General features: G+C 63.8%; 11 protein-coding genes. 4 read left to right on the top strand and 7 right to left on the bottom strand.

Going from position 1 to position 15,915, the window contains the following annotated elements:
* The 4 genes from CGS49_RS14305 to CGS49_RS07395 form a co-directional block, all read left to right on the top strand.
* Positions 1-465: hypothetical protein (locus CGS49_RS14305; RefSeq protein WP_207653400.1), on the top strand; the 465-nt coding region annotated here is incomplete at its 5' end.
* A 37-nt stretch (positions 466-502) separates the two neighbouring features.
* On the top strand, positions 503-847 hold the full coding sequence (locus tag CGS49_RS07405) for an ArsR/SmtB family transcription factor (protein ID WP_097801225.1): 345 nt from the start codon (positions 503-505) through the stop codon (positions 845-847).
* Between the two features lie 19 nt (positions 848-866).
* Complete coding sequence (locus CGS49_RS07400) at positions 867-1,088, top strand: cation transporter (RefSeq protein ID WP_097801224.1); 222 nt, start codon at positions 867-869, stop codon at positions 1,086-1,088.
* Between the two features lie 308 nt (positions 1,089-1,396).
* On the top strand, positions 1,397-3,289 hold the full coding sequence (locus CGS49_RS07395; RefSeq protein WP_097801223.1) for a heavy metal translocating P-type ATPase: 1,893 nt from the start codon (positions 1,397-1,399) through the stop codon (positions 3,287-3,289).
* Positions 3,290-3,452: 163 nt separating this feature from the next.
* Here the strand turns inward: CGS49_RS07395 and CGS49_RS07390 are convergent, their stop codons facing one another.
* The 7 genes from CGS49_RS07390 to CGS49_RS07360 all read right to left on the bottom strand — a co-directional run bounded on the left by CGS49_RS07390 (position 3,453) and on the right by CGS49_RS07360 (position 15,915).
* Entirely contained in the window at positions 3,453-5,576 is a 2,124-nt protein-coding gene (locus tag CGS49_RS07390) for a protein kinase domain-containing protein (RefSeq protein ID WP_097801222.1), read from the bottom strand.
* 48 nt (positions 5,577-5,624) lie between these two features.
* Positions 5,625-8,057 (bottom strand): serine/threonine protein kinase, encoded by a 2,433-nt coding sequence (locus CGS49_RS07385; RefSeq protein WP_097801221.1) that lies wholly within the window; start codon positions 8,055-8,057, stop codon positions 5,625-5,627.
* A gap of 55 nt (positions 8,058-8,112) precedes the next feature.
* Positions 8,113-9,396 (bottom strand): serine/threonine-protein kinase, encoded by a 1,284-nt coding sequence (locus CGS49_RS07380; RefSeq protein ID WP_097801220.1) that lies wholly within the window; start codon positions 9,394-9,396, stop codon positions 8,113-8,115.
* A gap of 85 nt (positions 9,397-9,481) precedes the next feature.
* A complete protein-coding gene (locus CGS49_RS07375; RefSeq protein ID WP_097801219.1) occupies positions 9,482-11,977 on the bottom strand; it encodes a leucine-rich repeat domain-containing protein in 2,496 nt (831 codons plus the stop codon).
* 47 nt (positions 11,978-12,024) lie between these two features.
* Positions 12,025-14,364 (bottom strand): serine/threonine-protein kinase, encoded by a 2,340-nt coding sequence (locus CGS49_RS07370; protein ID WP_179859051.1) that lies wholly within the window; start codon positions 14,362-14,364, stop codon positions 12,025-12,027.
* A 17-nt stretch (positions 14,365-14,381) separates the two neighbouring features.
* Positions 14,382-15,167, bottom strand: coding sequence for a PP2C family protein-serine/threonine phosphatase (locus CGS49_RS07365; RefSeq protein WP_097801217.1), 786 nt, complete (start codon positions 15,165-15,167; stop codon positions 14,382-14,384).
* Positions 15,168-15,192: 25 nt separating this feature from the next.
* The gene (locus CGS49_RS07360) at positions 15,193-15,915 is read right to left on the bottom strand and encodes a PP2C family protein-serine/threonine phosphatase (RefSeq protein WP_097801216.1); all 723 of its coding nucleotides are present in this window, start codon (positions 15,913-15,915) and stop codon (positions 15,193-15,195) included.

Here is a 15,915-nt window from a genome sequence, read left to right as displayed (position 1 = left end):
TCGCCGTGCCCTTGCCGCGCTAAACACGCGGCATTTGCTTCGCAAACCGGTCTGCGGCTTAAAAGCCCCACTGGGGCTTTCATGCCCTCCGGGCACCGCCGTCCTTTCTGGTTCTCTTTTGGTGCCAAAAGAGAACAATCCCCGCCCGGCTCCAGCGCGTCGAAATCGCTGCGACCTTGCCGCGCTAAACACGCGGCATTTGCTTTGCAAACCGGTCTGCGGCTTAAAAGCCCCACTGGGGCTTTCATGCCCTCCGGGCACCGCCGTCCTTTCTGGTTCTCTTTTGTCCGTCAAAAGAGAACATCTCCGCCCTGCGAAGCACCACCCAAAATGCACCCTTTTTGCAAATCAAAAATGCAGGCTTTTTGCGTTTCAGCGCAGAAAAACTGCATTTTTATTTTTTGCCCGGAAACTTTGCAAAAAGCCTTGACAACGGCCTTTCCGCATGCTATTCTGAACACATGAACAGATATTCATATATCGATGTGAAGGAGATGAGCCAATGACCGGGTTAGAACAGGCCGCCCCTGCGGTGCCGGAAAATGAACACCAGCCGGTGGAGATGCCGGACGATGAGGTGCTCTACGAGCTGGCCGATCTGTTCCGGGTGTTCGGCGATTCCACCCGCATCAAAATTCTGTATGCACTGCACGACAACGAGCTGTGCGTGCAGGACATTGCCAGCGCCGTGCAGCTGAGCCAGTCGGCCGTGAGCCACCAGCTGCGGGTGCTGAAGGATTCCAAGCTCGTGCGGTTCCGGCGCGAGGGCAAAACCGTTTTCTACGCACTGGACGATGACCATGTGCGCAGCATCCTCTCCATGGGGATGGATCATATCGAAGAATAACGAAAGGCTGGTACTCATTATGAAAAAGACCTACAAGATCGAAGTGGACTGCGCAAACTGCGCCCAGAAGATGGAAGATGCCGCCAACACCGTGGCAGGCGTGGCCGGTGCAACCGTCAGCTTTATGACCCAGAAGATGAAGGTGGAGTTCGCGGAGGGCGCAGACCCCCACGACACCATGGTGAACGTTCTGGCCGCCTGCAAGAAGGTAGAGGACGACTGCGAGATCTTTGACATCTGAGAACAAGGGAGCAAACCCTCTCCGTCATCGCTGCGCGATGCCAGCTCTCCCGAGAGGGAGAGCTTTTATTATCCGCAGCTGTTTCGTGTTGAAAAAATCCGCAGTTTTCAACACTTTCCACCCGGTTTTCAACACTGTTTGCGGAAAATCCACAAAACAGACGGCTAAAAGCGCTTTTTCGCCGGAAAAACTGCGTGGAAAACCCGGGTAAAACCGTGGAATATCCATTTTTATGGGGAAAAATTGTTGAAATCCCCCGCCCGCCGCAGCGGATGCGGCCCAGGATCCCGCAAAAAGGAGAGTTTTGTATGAACAAAAAGCAGAAAAAGACCCTGTACCGCATCATCGCTGCGGTGGTGCTGGTGCTCATCCTCAAGCTGCTGCCCCAGTTCCCCACGCCGGTGGAGCTGGCGCTGTACTGCATTCCGTATCTGGTGGTGGGCTGGGACGTGCTGCGCAAGGCACTGCTGGGCATCAAGAACCGCCAGCCCTTCGATGAGTGCTTCCTGATGGCCGTTGCCACCGTGGGTGCCTTCGCGCTGGGCGACTATGTGGAAGGCTGCGCCGTTATCATCTTCTACCAGATCGGCGAGCTGTTCCAGAGCGTGGCCGTGGGCAAGAGCCGCCAGAGCATTTCCAGCCTGATGGATATCCGCCCGGACTACGCCAACATTGAGGGCGAGGACGGCAAGCTGGAGCAGGTGGACCCGGACGATGTGGAGATCGGCACGGTCATCGTGGTGCAGCCCGGCGAGCGGGTGCCCATCGACGGCGTGATCGTGGAAGGCACTTCCGCCCTGAACACCGCCGCCCTCACCGGCGAGAGCCTGCCCCGCGACGTGCAGACCGGCGACGAGGTCATCAGCGGCTGTGTGAACATGACCGGCCTGCTGAAGGTGAAGACCACCAAGGAGTTCGGCGAATCCACCGTTTCCAAAATTCTGGACCTGGTGGAAAATTCCAGCATGAAGAAGGCCCGCGCCGAGAACTTCATCACCCGCTTTGCCCGCATCTACACCCCCGCTGTGTGCTACGGTGCTCTGGCGCTGGCCTTCATCCCGCCCATCGTGCTGCTGGTCCTGGGTCAGCCCGCCCGCTTTGGTGACTGGGTCTACCGTGCCCTGACCTTCCTGGTCATCAGCTGCCCCTGCGCACTGGTCATCAGCATTCCTCTGAGCTTCTTCGGCGGCATCGGCGGCGCTTCCGCCTGCGGCATCCTCGTCAAGGGTTCCACCTATCTGGAAGAACTGGCCCGCACCGGCATCGTGGTGTTCGACAAGACCGGCACCCTGACCCAGGGCACCTTTAAAGTGACCGGCGTCCACCCCGCAAACGGCACCAGCGAGGAACAGCTGGTGGAAGCCGCCGCGCTGGCCGAGAGCTGGTCCAAGCACCCCATCTCCCTGAGCATCAAGGCCGCTTACGGCAAGGAAATCGACCCCAGCCGCGTCACCGACGTGCAGGAGCTGGGCGGCCACGGCGTCACCGCGAAGGTGGACGGCAAGACCGTCGCCGCCGGCAACGCCCGCCTGATGGAAAAGCTGGGCCTGAAGGCTCCCGCTGTGAGCGAGACCGGCACCATCGTGCACGTGGCCATTGAGGGCATGTATGCCGGTTATCTGCTCATCGCCGACGTGGTGAAGCCCCACAGCGCACAGGCCATCCGGGGCCTGAAGAATGCCGGTGTGCGCAAGACCGTGATGCTGACCGGCGACGCAGAGCCGGTTGCAAAGACTGTTTCCGCAGAGCTGGGTCTGGATGAGTACCATGCGGGCCTGCTGCCGGGCGACAAGGTAGACCAGATCGAAACGCTGCTCGCCGCAAAGCGGCCTAAAGAGAACCTCGCCTTTGTGGGTGACGGCATCAACGACGCGCCGGTGCTGTCCCGCGCCGATGTAGGCATCGCCATGGGTGCGCTGGGCTCCGACGCCGCCATTGAGGCCGCCGACGTGGTGCTGATGGACGACGACCCGGCTAAGATCGCGCTGGCCATGCGCATTGCCCGCCGCACGTTGCGCATCGTGTACCAGAACATCGTGTTTGCGCTAGCCATCAAGTTCGCCTGCCTGGTGCTGGGTGCCATTGGTATGGCCAGCATGTGGACGGCCATCTTCGCCGACGTGGGCGTGATGGTGCTGGCTGTGCTCAACGCCACCCGCGCCCTCTACACCAAGGACCTGGCGAAGAAGAACGAGCAGTAAACCAGACGCCCGCCGTGGACGCCCGCTGAAAAGGCTCTCCCTTCGGGAGAGCTGGCGCGGCAGCGCCTGAGAGGGTTCGTTCCCATAAAAACAAAAATCATCTGCAGCAAACTTCCTCAGGCTTTTGCCCGAGAAATCACTGCAGATGATTTTTTTGTTTTATTTAATAGTAAGTGATTTCTGTTGTGTCGGGGAAAACCTGTTTACCCAGGGTACAGCTCTTGTTGATTTTTACACTTTTCAGCTCATCACAGGAGCGGAACGCCTGGTCCTTGATTTTTCGCACACTTTCTGGGATCGTAACGCTTTCCAGCGCATAACAGTTGGTAAATGCATATTCCCCAATCACACCTATTCCGTCCGGGATCGTGATGGAGATCAGCTTCGGGCAGCGATTGAACGCGCTTGTTCCAATCGTCTGCAGTGCGCTGGGCAGGGTCACTTTCGTCAGATTGGGGCAATCCGCAAAGGCATATCTTCCAACGCTTATAATTTCATCATCAAACTTGATCTGCTCGATCTGGTCCTGCACGTCTACCCAAGGCACCGAAGATTTATCCGGATAATCCGACATTCTGCCGGAACCGGAAAGCCGAAGCACGCCGTTTTCCAGCGACCACTGCACTTTATAACCGCAGCTGCCGGAAGCCACTGCCGCCGCGCTTTCCACGGCTTCGCTTGCACTGCTGCTTTCGCTGGCGCTGGCCGCCGGGGCGGCTTTGTCCTTGTTCAGCATGGCCACACCGCCCACACCGACACCCACGGCCACCACGGCCGCGCCGCCGAGGATGCCCAGCATCTTCCGGCGGGAGATCTTCGCTTCGGGCGCGGGCTTCTCGGCAGCGGCTTCCGCAGCCTTGCGGGCGGCTTCGGCCTGTTCGGCGGCGCGGCGGGCCTGCTCCTTTTCCGCTTCGGCGGCGCGGCGGGCGGCTTCCTCTGCATCCCGTCTGGCCTGCTCCTGCTTGCGGCGCTGTTCCGCCTGAGCGGCAAACAGCACGGTGGTCTTGTCCGGGTCCTGCATTTCCGGCACCTGCGGGGCGGGCGCGGCCACCCGCTCGGTGCGGTCTTTTTCCGGCGCAGGGGCCGGGGTCGGCTGGACGTCTGCAGGCATCAGCCGCACAGTACGGTCATCGGCCGGGGCGGCGGGCTGTGCCGTTTCCACCCGCACGGTCTCGTCCACAAGAGGGGCCGGGGCAGGCGAAAGGTGCGGGTCAAAGGTGGCCTCCGGGTCTGCTCCGTCGGCAGGCGGGTCCTGCACCAGCTGGCCATTGCGCCAGTGCCAGTCCGGCCCCGGCGTGCCAATGGTGTCGTTGAGGGGGTCCGGCCTGCCGCCGGGCGGGTCGATGGCAAGAGGAGCGGGCTGCTTCTGCGGCAGGGCTTCCAGCGCCTTGCGCAAAGCAAGCGGGCCGGCAAAGCGCTGGGCAGGGTCCGGCGCGCAGGCCTTGCACACCAGCTGCCCCAGTGCATCCTGTGCGCCGGAGGGCAGGGGCAGGGCCTCGCCCGCAAGCCGCCGGGCCCGGGCCTGCTCTGCCGCCGAGAAGGTGATGGGCTGAGGGTAGGGCGGGTAGAAGGGCATCCGGTTCGCGTTCAGCAGCTGGTACATCACAAGGCCGAGGGAATAGATGTCCACGTTGGCGGTGTATTTCTCGCCGCGGAACACCTCCGGGGCCATGTAGTTCACGGTGCCTGCCCGGGTGGACGCGCCGGTGGAAGCGCTGGCGATGCGGGCCACGCCGAAATCGCCCAGCTTGTAATCGCCGGTGTCCGAAATAAAAATGTTGGCGGGCTTGATATCCCGGTGGATGATGTTGTACTGCCCGCACACTTCCAGCGCGCGGCACAGGTCGGTGCCCAGGCGGATGACCTCGGCCCGGGTGAAGGACTTGTTCTGGCGCAGTGCGTCGTTGATGGGCTTGAGCAGCTCCATGCGGATGAGGATATCCCACCCGATGCCGTCCTCATGGGGGATGATCTGGTGGTCCTCATAGCTCACGATGTTGCTGTGGCCCTTCAGGCGGCTCATGAGGGCGATCTCGCGGTTCAACTCCTGCACATAGTCGCGGAAATAGGTGGATGCGCCCTCGCGGTCCATGCCGGCTTCCAGCACCTGCTCATACTCGCTTTTGTCCGCCGGGATGGTGATGGCCTTCAGCGCGCCGGTGAACACCATGTCGAAATCCCGGCGCTCGATCTCGAACACCTTGCCGTAGCTGCCCGCACCGATGAAACGCTTGATGTGCCAGGAGCCGAAGAAGGGCTCGTAGCGCTTATAGTATTCGTTGTCCATGATTCATTCTCCTCGCTGTGCAGAGATTTCTTCTGCTTGCAGTCACTTTTAGCCAGTTATTACGACTGTTATTGTTCTGCCATCCGCCAACCAGCCGGTCGCCACGCCAATCTCCGTGCCACTTCCGCATACAATATAGTAGTCCGAGGACGCGGTGTTGTTTCTTTCTTTCCATCGCTGTGTGTCAGATACCGTAATGCTTCCCGTTGTAGAAACATAGCCAAGACTTCCCCGCGCAGTACGCGTCGGCCCCATATCTTGCTGGTTCAGCTTATTTCTGGTTTCTTGATCAATTTCACCATTGTAATATTGCTGGTGATTCTCCATCACTTTTTGCGCGAGTGCTGTCAGTGTCGAACTTTCCGTCAACGCATTCAAACCATTGTTCGTGCGAGCTTCATTGATGACACTTATAATATTGCTTTTGGACGGAAGCGGTTTAGACGAAGCCGCTGTCGAAGCTGTGCTGCTAGACGCGGGTGCCGTACTGGATGCAACCGGAGCTGTACTGCTGGCCACAGGGGCTGTACTGGATGCTGCCGGAGCCCTGCTGCTGGCCGCCACACTGCTGGACGAGCTGACCGCCTTTGAGCTGCTTGCCGCACTGGACGAGCTGACGGAGCTGCTGGACGAACTTACCGAGCTGGAACTGCTCACCGGCTTTTCGCTTTCCGAACTTGCGGCGGCACTTTCGGCCACGCTGGCGGAAGCACTTTCTTCGCTGGCCGCGCTATGGCTGGCCTTCTCCGATGCGGCAGAGGATGCCGAACTGCTGGAAACGCTTGCGGTGCTTGCCGCCACCGGGAGCTGGCTGTTTCCGCGCCCGGCCAGAGCAAAGCCACCCACGGCCACCACGGCGGCAACGGCCACGCCGCCGATCGCCAGCGGCAGCTTGCTGCCCTTCTTCTGGGGTGCCGCAGGGGCTGCAGGGGTCTCCTGCTGCTGGGCTGCCTGCGCCGCAGCGGCCTGTTCGGCTTCCGCCTTGCGGGCGGCTTCCTCGGCGGCGGCCTGCTCGGCCGCGCGCTTCTCGGCGCGGATGCGGGCCAGCTCCGCTTCCTTTTCTTCAGCGGCCTTGCGGCGGGCAGCTTCCTCCGCTTCCCGCTTGGCCTGCTGTTCCTGACGGCGCTTCTCGGCCTGGGCTTCAAACAGGAAGGTGGTCTTGTCGCTCTCCTGCACGTTCTGCACCGGCTGCACCGGCGCTGCCACGCGCTCGGTGCGGTCCTCCGCCGGGGTCTGCACCGGCGCTGCGCCGGGCATCAGCCGCACGGTGCGGTCGTCGGCCGGGGCGGCGGGCTGGGCTGCTTCCACCCGCACGGTCTGGTCCACTGCGGGCTCCTGCGGAGCGGAAGGCACCGGCGCACCGATGGTCCCGCTGTCTGCGGTCTCCGGCTCCTGCGCGGGGCTTTCCGGCGCGCGGGCCGGAACCGGGCGGATGGTGCCCTCGTCCGGAACATTTTTGGCCGGGGCGGGCGCAGGCTGCAGGTCTGCCGTCCCGCCGGTGCCGGGCACGGGCACGGCGTCGCCGCCGGGGTAGATCACCCGGGCTTCGCCCTCGGTGTAGAGGATGGCTTCCAGCGCCTGCCGCATCACGGCGGGGCTGTCGTAGCGCTGGGCCGGGTCCGGGGCGCAGGCCTTGAGCACGATCTCGGCCAGGCGGCCGTCGGCGTTGGCCGGGGGCGGCAGGGCTGCACCGGAAAGCCGCTGGGCCTGGGCGCGCTCCCGCTGGGCGGGGGACATGGGCTGCGGGTAGGGCGGGTAAAGCGGCATCCGGTTCGCGTTCAGCAGCTGGTACATCACAAGGCCCAGGGAGTAAATATCCACGTTGCTCGTGTATTTTTCGCCCTTGAACACCTCGGGGGCCATGTAGTTCACGGTGCCTGCGCGGGTGGAAGCACCGGTGGAGGCGCTGGCGATGCGGGCTACGCCGAAATCGCCCAGCTTGAAGTCCTCGGTCTCCGAGATGAAGATATTCGCGGGCTTGATGTCCCGGTGGATGATGTTGTAGCGCTGGCACACTTCCAGTGCGCGGCACAGGTCGATGCCCAGGCGGATGATCTCGCGCCGGGTAAAGCTCTTGTTCTGCTTCAGGTAGCCGGTGATGGGGGTGAGCAGCTCCATGCGGATGAGGATATCCCAGCCGATGCCGTCCTCGTGGGCGTGGATGGCGTGGTCCTCATAGCTGACGATGTTGCTGTGGCCCTTGAGCTTGCTCATGAGGGCGATCTCTCGGTTGAGGTCCTTGACGTAATCCCGGAAGTAGGTGGACGCACCGTCCCGGTCCATGCCGTCCGAAAGGATCTCCTCCAGCTCGTCGGGCGAGGATGGGATGGTGATGGCCTTCAGCGCGCCGGTGAACACGGTGTCGAACTCGTCGCGGCGCTCGATCTCGAACACCTTGCCGTAGCTGCCTGCACCGATATAGCGTTTGATGTACCACGCGCCGAAAAACGGCTCGTAGCGCTTATAGTATTCGTTGTCCATGATGTTCCTCACTTTCACGCGGGCGATTCCCCGCTGTTGATGGCGGGCCGGGGGCTCACCGCTTTTCTTCGTCCGGGGCGTCCTGCGCCTTTTCGGCGGCGGGGGCCAGCTTCCGGGCGGGCTGCAGCTTTTTGGGCGCGGTCAGCGGGGCTGACGTTCTGAGCCCGGCGGCAGGGGGCGCGCCTTCCGGGGTGCGCGGCTTTTCCTGCCAGCGCAGCAGAAGGACCGTCTCGCCGGGGTCCCTTTCCGGGGCAGGCGCGGGTCCTTCCGCCGGGGGTGCCTCGGCAGGCCGGGGCGGCAGCGGGGCAAGGGTTTTGGCCGGGGCGTGGAAGCCGTGGGCCTTTTTCGGGGCCGGAACGGGCTGCGGGGCCGGCGTCTCGGCGGGGCGCGGTCCCTCCCGGGCCGGGGCGGGTGCCGCAGTCAGCGCTTCCAGCGCCTGCCGCATCTTGGCAGGGCTCGCATAGCGGGCCGCAGGGTCCCAGGCACAGGCCTTGAGCACCACCGCCGCAAGGGCCGGGTCTGCCTGAGCCGGGGGCGGCAGGGGCTCGCCGGAAAACCGCCGGGCGCGGGCGCGCTCCTGCTGGTCCGGCGTGATGTTCTGCGGCGGGGGCGGATAGAAGGGCATCCGGTTCATGTTCAGCAGCTGGTAGAGCACCAGCCCCAGCGAGTAGATGTCCACGCTGCTTGTGTAGCGCCTGCCCTGGAACACCTCCGGGGCCATGTAGTTCACGGTGCCCGCCCGGGTGGAGGCCGCCATGGACGCGCTGGCGATGCGGGCCACGCCGAAATCGCCCAGCTTGAAACTGCCCTCCTGGGAAAGGAAGATGTTGCCGGGCTTGATATCCCGGTGGATGATGTTGTTTTTCTGGCACACTTCCAGCGCACTGCACAGGTCGATGCCCAGGCGAAGGACCTCGGCCCGGGTGAAGATCTTCTGCCGGCGCAGGTCGTCGTTGATGGGCCGGAGCAGCTCCATGCGGATGAGGATGTCCCACCCGCGGCCGTCTGGGTGGGGGTAGGCCCGGTGGTCCTCATAGCTGACGATGGTGCTGTGGCCCTTGAGCCGCTGCATCAGGGCGATCTCCTTTTTGATGTCATCGACATATTTCTGGAAGTAGTCGGACACGCCTTCCTCGTCCATGCCGCTGGCCAGGATCGCGTCCAGCTCATCCTGCGAGGAAGGGATGGTCAGCGCCTTCATGGCGCTGGTGCTCACGGTGCCCAGGGCGTCGCGGCGCTCGATCTCGAACACCTTGCCGTAGCTGCCCGCGCCGATGAACCGCCCCAGCCTCCACTCGCCGAAAAACGGCTCATAGCGCCGGTAATATTCCTTCTCCATGGTGTCTCCTCGTCTTGAAAATAAACGGCCCGCCTTATCCCACGCGGACAAAAAGCAGGCCGTTTGCGCTCAGGCCGATGCGGGATCAGCTGAACATATCAATAATATCCTTCGTCAGCTGCACAACGTTCCAGATATCGTCTGCCGTCCAGGAGCCGCTGTCGTCACCGGAATCGGACGACGCAGAGCTGCTGGCCGGGGGCGTGCTGGCTGCCGGGGCCGAGCTGCCGCCGCCGGAAGAACCGCTGCCCGAGCTGGAGCCGCGGCCGCCCGAGCCGCTGCCCGAGCCGGAGGAAGACGATGCCGCCGGGACGGGGTCCGGCTCCGGCAGGATCTCCATGGCCTGCTCCTCCTGATAGGCGATCTTGCCCACAGCCACGCCGTGGCCGTCCGGGGAAGCGTCGTACCAGTAGACGTTGTCGAACTGGACAAAGGCGTACTGGCTGTCGCTGATCTGGCGCACCGTGGTGCGGCTGCCGTTGGCGGCGGTGTAGGTGCCGGACTGGCTGCCGGTGCTGTTGGTGGCCTTGAAGGTCATGGTGCCGTTCTCATAGCCGTCGGCATAGGTGCCGGTGAACTCCAGCGTGGTGCCGTCGGCGGCAGTCTTGCGGTAAGTGCCGGTGCCGTTGGGCAGGTCGTTGGACCACTGGCCGTTGTAGACGCTGTAATTGCCCGCGAACAGCTGGATGCCTTCGCCGGAGCGCTTGCCGTCCACCACCTGGCCGTAGTACAGGCCGGTGGTGTCCACCAGAACTTCCTTGGCGCCTGCGGGCAGGCTGGACTTGATGGCATCCCACTCGGTGCCGCTGCCCATCAGCCAGCCGTTGACATAGGACAGCACCGCGCCGCCCAGAGAATCGGCATTCGTGAACTGCTGCAGCACCACCTTCAGGGTGTTGTAATCGCCGCTTTCAAACCAGCCGATGACGCTGTTGTAGAGGTCCACCGTCTCCTTCTGCTCTTTCAGATAGGCGGCGGTATCCTCAATGGGCTTGCCGCCCACTGTCAGAGTGGCAAGGGCCGGGAGGGTGCTCAGCACCTGCACCTGGCACTGGTCCACGCTGAGGGTGGTCAGGCCCGTCAGGGCGGTGAGGGGGCTGTAATCCACGATCTGGTTGCCGGAAACATCCAGCTCCTGCAGGCCGGTCAGGCCCTGCAGGAAGGAAAGATCGGTGAGCTGGTTGTTTGCAAGGTTCAGCTTGCGCAGGCCATGCAGGCCGTCCAGGCCGTTGCACTGCTCACTGGTGAGCTGGCAGTTGGTCAGCGCCAGAGTGTCCAGCGCATCCAGGTTCGCCAGCTCGGACACGCCGTCCGGGAAGGTGACGCCGTCGGCGGAGAGCTGTTCCAGCTTTTGCAGGGCGGTGAGCTTCGTGAGCTTGTTCTCGTCCAGCGCGGTGCTGCCGCTGCCGGTGATGGTCAGGCTGGTGAGGTTCGGCAGGGAGCACAGGGCGGCCCAGTCTTCGTCTGTGGGGTCCTGCACGGCGAGCTCGGTGGTGTCCTCGATGCTGTAGGAAACGCCGCCGATGCTCACATCCTTGCTGACGCTCAGCTTCTTCCAGACGAAGAAGCCGCCAACGGCCAGCAGTGCGGCCAGCACCACCAGCAGGACGATCAGCAGGATAGGGGACTTCTTTTTGCGGGCCGGGGCCTCTGCCACGGGCTCCGGCGGCATGGGCGGCACACCGCCGCCTGCCTCCGGGGCAAAGAAATCGGCTGCGGGGGCCGCCGGGGCGCTCACGCCGATGCTGTAGTCATCGTCCTGCGGCGGGAGGAAGGCCCGCACCGTCTCATCGCCTGCGGGCGCGGCGGGGCCGTTCGGGGCGTAAGCCGCCGTATCATACACAGGGGCGGCAGGCTCCACCGGGGTGAAGACCGTTGCGTCATCCGCAGGAGCGGCGGGCTCCACCGGGGTGAAAGTCGTTGCGTCCTCTGCGGGAGCGGCGGGCTCCACCGGGGTGAAGACGGTCGCGTCGTCCGCGGGCGCGGCGAGCTCCACCGGGGTGAAGACCGTTGCGTCATCTGCCGGGGCGGGAGTCTCCACCGGGGTGAAGACCGTTGCGTCATCCGCAGGAGCGGCGGGATCCACCGGAGTGAAGACGGTTGCGTCATCCGCAGGAGCAGCAGGCTCCACCGGGGTGAAGACGGTTGCGTCCTCTGCAGGGGCAGCAGGCTCCACCGGGGTGAAGACCGTCGCGTCCTCTGCAGGGGCAGCAGGCTCCACCGGGGCAGCGGGTTCCGGGCTGAGGGAAGCCGCCCGGTGGAAGGACTTTGCACCGCTCGTTGCCGGGCTGATGGTGGGGCCGTTGTCCTCCTCCAGCGTTTCATAGGGCTCCGGCGCAGCCGCCGGGGCTTCGACTTCCGCCGGGGCCTCTGCCGGGGCAGGGGCCGGTTCCGGCGCAGCGGAGTGCACCGACGGTGCGCTCCAGAAAGGAGCCGACGAGATGGTCTGGTCGTTGGGGTCGTCCTCCGGCAGGTCCGGCTGGGGGGCAGGGGCGGCTTCCGGGAATTTATGGCCGCAGACTTTGCAGAACTTCTGCTCGTCAAAGTCCGCTTTGGTCCCACATTCGGTACAGAATTTCATCGCAAGTTTTCCTCCGTGTTCAATTCATTCCGGTCAAAACGCAATGTTTACGGCCACAGCTGCACATCCGAGACGATGATCATGCCGCACTCCTGCGTGTGCACGACGATCTTCAGATATTCTGCGCCCGCAATGGAAGCGGTGACGGTGAGCTGGTCGGTCTTCTGGCCGATGACCGGCGAGGTCTGCACCAGCACATCGTCGGCATAGATCTGCACATAGCCGGTGCCTTCCGTGGCGGTGTCCTTATAGGGTACCAGGTTGAAGGTCATGGACGAATAATTGCCGTAAACACGGTACTCTGCCGAGTAGAGCTGCTCCGATCTCCAATAATCATCGCCCAGCACAACATAGTTCACGGCGTCGGAGTAATCGTTGCCGAAGGGGTCTTCCGGGGCGGTGGCGTTCCAGTCCCAGCCGCCGTTCAGCACGGACAGGGTGGACAGGGACACCGGCTGCGAGGAGGACACCTGGGTCATCTTTGCAGTCAGGGTGGCGTTGCCGGGCAGCTCCTTCAGGGCGTTGGTCAGCAGGGTGCGGGCCCCGGCGAAGTCCTTGGCGGCGATCTTCTCATCCGCCTGGGCGGCGACGGCGGAGGCGTAGTTCTGGGCATAGAGCGAGAGCTTGACGTTCAGCGAGGAATCGCTGCCCACCAGATCCATCGCGGTCTGGATGGTCTTGTAGGCGTTCAGGTAGTCGCTGGTCTTTTCATACTGTGCTGCCGTCTCGAGGGCTGCGCTCTTGTAGCTCTCGGTGTACTCGGCGGTCTTCTGCAGGAAGTCGGCGTCGCTGCCCAGCAGCTTCTGGGCTTCCTGCACCGTCTCCAGCGCGGACTTGTAGTCCCCGGCGGCGGCGTACTGGGCGGCCTGGTCCAGGGCGTCCTGCTTGTTCTTGGCGGCCAGCGCCTCGGTGTATTCGGTCTGCTTTGCGGTGAGTTCTGCGTCCTCGGGGTACTTGTTCAGGCCGCCGGACAGGGTGCGCAGGGCGTTGGTGTAGTCGCCTGCGTCGGCGTAGGTGGCGGCATCCGCCAGGATGGACTCAATGTCCTGCTTGCGTGCGTTCTCGGCGTTGGCCTCGCTGATGGCACCGCCGATGAGCGGGATGCTCTCGCCGTTGTCCGTCAGCAGCGAGGGTACCACCACGGCCGCTGCCGCGATGAGCAGCACCAGGATCAGCAGCAGGATCCACTTGGCCTTGCCGCCCTTCTTTTTCTTCTTTTCCTTCTTGGCCTTTTTGCCCTTCTTGCCGGTCTCGGGGGCGGGTTCCGGCTGGGGCTGGGGCTGCGGGACCCGCATGGTAGGCTCCGACTGGGGCTGTGCCGCCGGGGCCGGGCCGGGCACGATGCGGGTGGTCTTTTCGTCCGCAGGCTGGGCCGCCGGGCGCGGCTGCGGCTGCGAAGAACGGGTGTTCACGCGGACCCGCGGTGCAGCGGCGGCTGCGGGCTGCGCAGCAGGCTGGGCCGGGCGCGCGGGCTGGGCACCGCTCTGCAGGTTCTGCAATGCGCGCTTCATGACCGCCGCCGAGCGGAAGCGGGCGTCCGGGTTGTGCGCGCAGGCGCACAGCACCAGGTTTGCCAGATCGCGGGAGGCGTTCACCGGGGCCGGCAGCGCATCACCGCGCAGGCGGCGGTTCAGCGCGTCGGTGCGTGCCTTCTGGTCCAGCATCAGCTGCTGGCTGGGCACGAAGGGCAGGCAGTCGTTGTTCAGCAGGCGGTACAGCACGATGCCCAGCGAGTAGATGTCCACCCGGCCGTCGTAGTTGGTGCCGCTGGCCACTTCCGGTGCCATGTAGTTATAGGTGCCCTTGATGGACTGGCCGCCCCGGGTGCCGGACAGCTTGCGCGCGATGCCGAAATCGCCCAGCTTGAAGAAGCCGAACTCGTTGATGAAGATGTTCTCGGGCTTGATGTCGCGGTGGATGATCTGCTTTTTCTCGCAGATCTCCAGCGCCGAGCAGATGTCGATGCCCAGACGGATGACCTCGGCCTCCGAGAGGGTGCGGGTGCCCTTCCAGTCGTTGAAGGGGGTGAGCAGCTCCATGCGGATGTAGATATCCCAGCCGATCTCGCCGGTGCGCTCCACCACCTTGTAGTCCTCGACGCTGACGATGTTCTGGATGCCCTTCAGGGTCTCCATGAGCTGGATCTCGTTGACGAAGTCATCCACGATGCCCTGCAGGTAGGTGCGGGTGCCGTCCTGGGTCATGCCGTCCGAGCGCAGGGATTCCATCTCCGAAGCGTCCTTCGGGATGGAGATCACCTTGATGGCGGCGCTGCTGGTCAGGTTGTGGTCACTGCGCACGGCCTTGTAGACCGAGCCGTAGGCACCGCTGCCGATCCGCTCCACGACCTTCCATTCGGGCCAGATCTTTTCAATTTCCTGGGTCATGTTTGGTTCCTCCTTCATTAAAACAGATTCCTGATCCGGTCCAGCAGCCCGGTCGCAGCGGGCCGCCCGATCTCGAGCACGATCAGGGTCACATTATCTTTTCCGCCGTTGTCCAGCGCGTTCTGCAGCAGGATCTGCGCCGCCTGCTCCGCCGGGAACTTTGCCAGGATGCGGGCGATGTCTTCGGGCGGGACCATGTCGGTCAGGCCGTCGGAGCACAGCAGATATTTGTCCTGGTCCGCATAGGGCAGCTCGGCGTAATACGGGCAGATGGTCAGCTCCTCCGGCGGGATGCCCAGATACTGGGACAGGGGCGCTTTCTCGCCGTAGGGCGCGATGGAAAGGTGATCTTCCGAGATCTGGTACAGGCTGCCTGCACTGAGACGGAAGATCTTGCTGTCGCCGATGTTGCACGCGCTCACGCCGTTTGCCGTCAGCAGCAGCATGGCGGCGGTGGTGCCGCAGGTGCCCAGGCCGTTCTCCTCGATGAAATGGCAGATGTCCAGGTTCGCGTTCTGGCACACCGCCTCCAGCGTCTGGCGGGGCGTGCCGCTGCGCAGGGTGCTGAAGGCTGCCTTTGCCGCAAGGTAGGAAGCCATCTCACCCCGTTCCTCGCCGCCCATGCCGTCGAACACGCCGAACAGGGAGGTCTGCGCCGAGGTGACGCTACCGGTGATGGGCGCGCGGCCCCGGCCGGGCTGATCCGGCTTTGCATAGATGCCGCCGCACAGGAAGTTGTCCTGGTTCATGCGCCGGCGCCTGCCGATGTGGCTCATGCAGGCATAGGAGATCTGATAATCCATGAAATTCCTCCTGCCGATGTTTCGGTTATTTGATCTGCGCCACGACCAGCGAATAGTTATCCGGTGCGCCGTGGGAGCAGACGATGGCGCTGATGCGGTCCAGCACCGGCTTGAGGTCGTCGGTGCGGAAAGCCTCGGCCAGCTCTGCCTGCAGCGAGACCGGCGGGCAGCAGCGGTAAACGCCGTCGCTGCACAGCGCGAACAGGGTGCGGCGCTCGGCCGTGCCGGTCTGCACGGTGTAGTGCGCCGTGTACTGGGAGCCGATGCAGTTGGTCAGCTTGCCTTCCAGCGCCGCGTCCTCGGGGCCTTTGGCGTGGTAGACGTCGTCGGTGCTCATCTGGCAGAACTCGGTGCGCAGCAGCCCCCGCCGCAGCCGGTAGCAGCGGCTGTCGCCCGCCGTCAGCAGCAGGTACTGCCCGCCGTTCAGCCACAGCAGCACGATGGTGGACCCGCAGTATTCGTCCTCCGGGATCTCGCGGTTGAGCTGGGATGCGCAGCCGTCCAGCAATTCTTTGAAGTGCTCGGCCAGCTCCTGCAGCGGCATCCGGCGCGCGGCCTCGTGGCAGCCGTCCCACCAGTCGGTCAGCGACTGGGCGATGAGGCCGCTGGCCTTTTCTCCGGCGTAGTGGCCGCCCATGCCGTCCGCGATGTAGCACAGGCAGGTGTCGCCGTCTGCCAGCATCCCGGCGCGGTCCTGGTTGACCTTGCGCTTCAGGCCGGTCTTGCACAATACTCCACCCTGCAGCAT

This window comes from Faecalibacterium langellae, from assembly GCF_002549775.1.
Taxonomy (GTDB): Bacteria; Bacillota; Clostridia; order Oscillospirales; family Ruminococcaceae; genus Faecalibacterium; species Faecalibacterium langellae.
Note: the sequence above shows the minus strand (reverse complement) of the source record. Positions and strands in the feature narration are given on the sequence as shown.

Excerpts from the sequence above, each read along its gene's own strand:
- CGS49_RS07405 (WP_097801225.1), top strand. The coding sequence starts at position 503 with ATGACCGGGTTAGAACAGGCCGCCCCTGCGGTGCCGGAAAATGAACAC.
- CGS49_RS07400 (WP_097801224.1), top strand. The coding sequence starts at position 867 with ATGAAAAAGACCTACAAGATCGAAGTGGACTGCGCAAACTGCGCCCAG.
- CGS49_RS07395 (WP_097801223.1), top strand. The coding sequence starts at position 1,397 with ATGAACAAAAAGCAGAAAAAGACCCTGTACCGCATCATCGCTGCGGTG.
- CGS49_RS07390 (WP_097801222.1), bottom strand. The coding sequence starts at position 5,576 with ATGGACAACGAATACTATAAGCGCTACGAGCCCTTCTTCGGCTCCTGG.
- CGS49_RS07385 (WP_097801221.1), bottom strand. The coding sequence starts at position 8,057 with ATGGACAACGAATACTATAAGCGCTACGAGCCGTTTTTCGGCGCGTGG.
- CGS49_RS07380 (WP_097801220.1), bottom strand. The coding sequence starts at position 9,396 with ATGGAGAAGGAATATTACCGGCGCTATGAGCCGTTTTTCGGCGAGTGG.
- CGS49_RS07375 (WP_097801219.1), bottom strand. The coding sequence starts at position 11,977 with ATGAAATTCTGTACCGAATGTGGGACCAAAGCGGACTTTGACGAGCAG.
- CGS49_RS07370 (WP_179859051.1), bottom strand. The coding sequence starts at position 14,364 with ATGACCCAGGAAATTGAAAAGATCTGGCCCGAATGGAAGGTCGTGGAG.
- CGS49_RS07365 (WP_097801217.1), bottom strand. The coding sequence starts at position 15,167 with ATGGATTATCAGATCTCCTATGCCTGCATGAGCCACATCGGCAGGCGC.
- CGS49_RS07360 (WP_097801216.1), bottom strand. The coding sequence starts at position 15,915 with ATGCTGCAGGGTGGAGTATTGTGCAAGACCGGCCTGAAGCGCAAGGTC.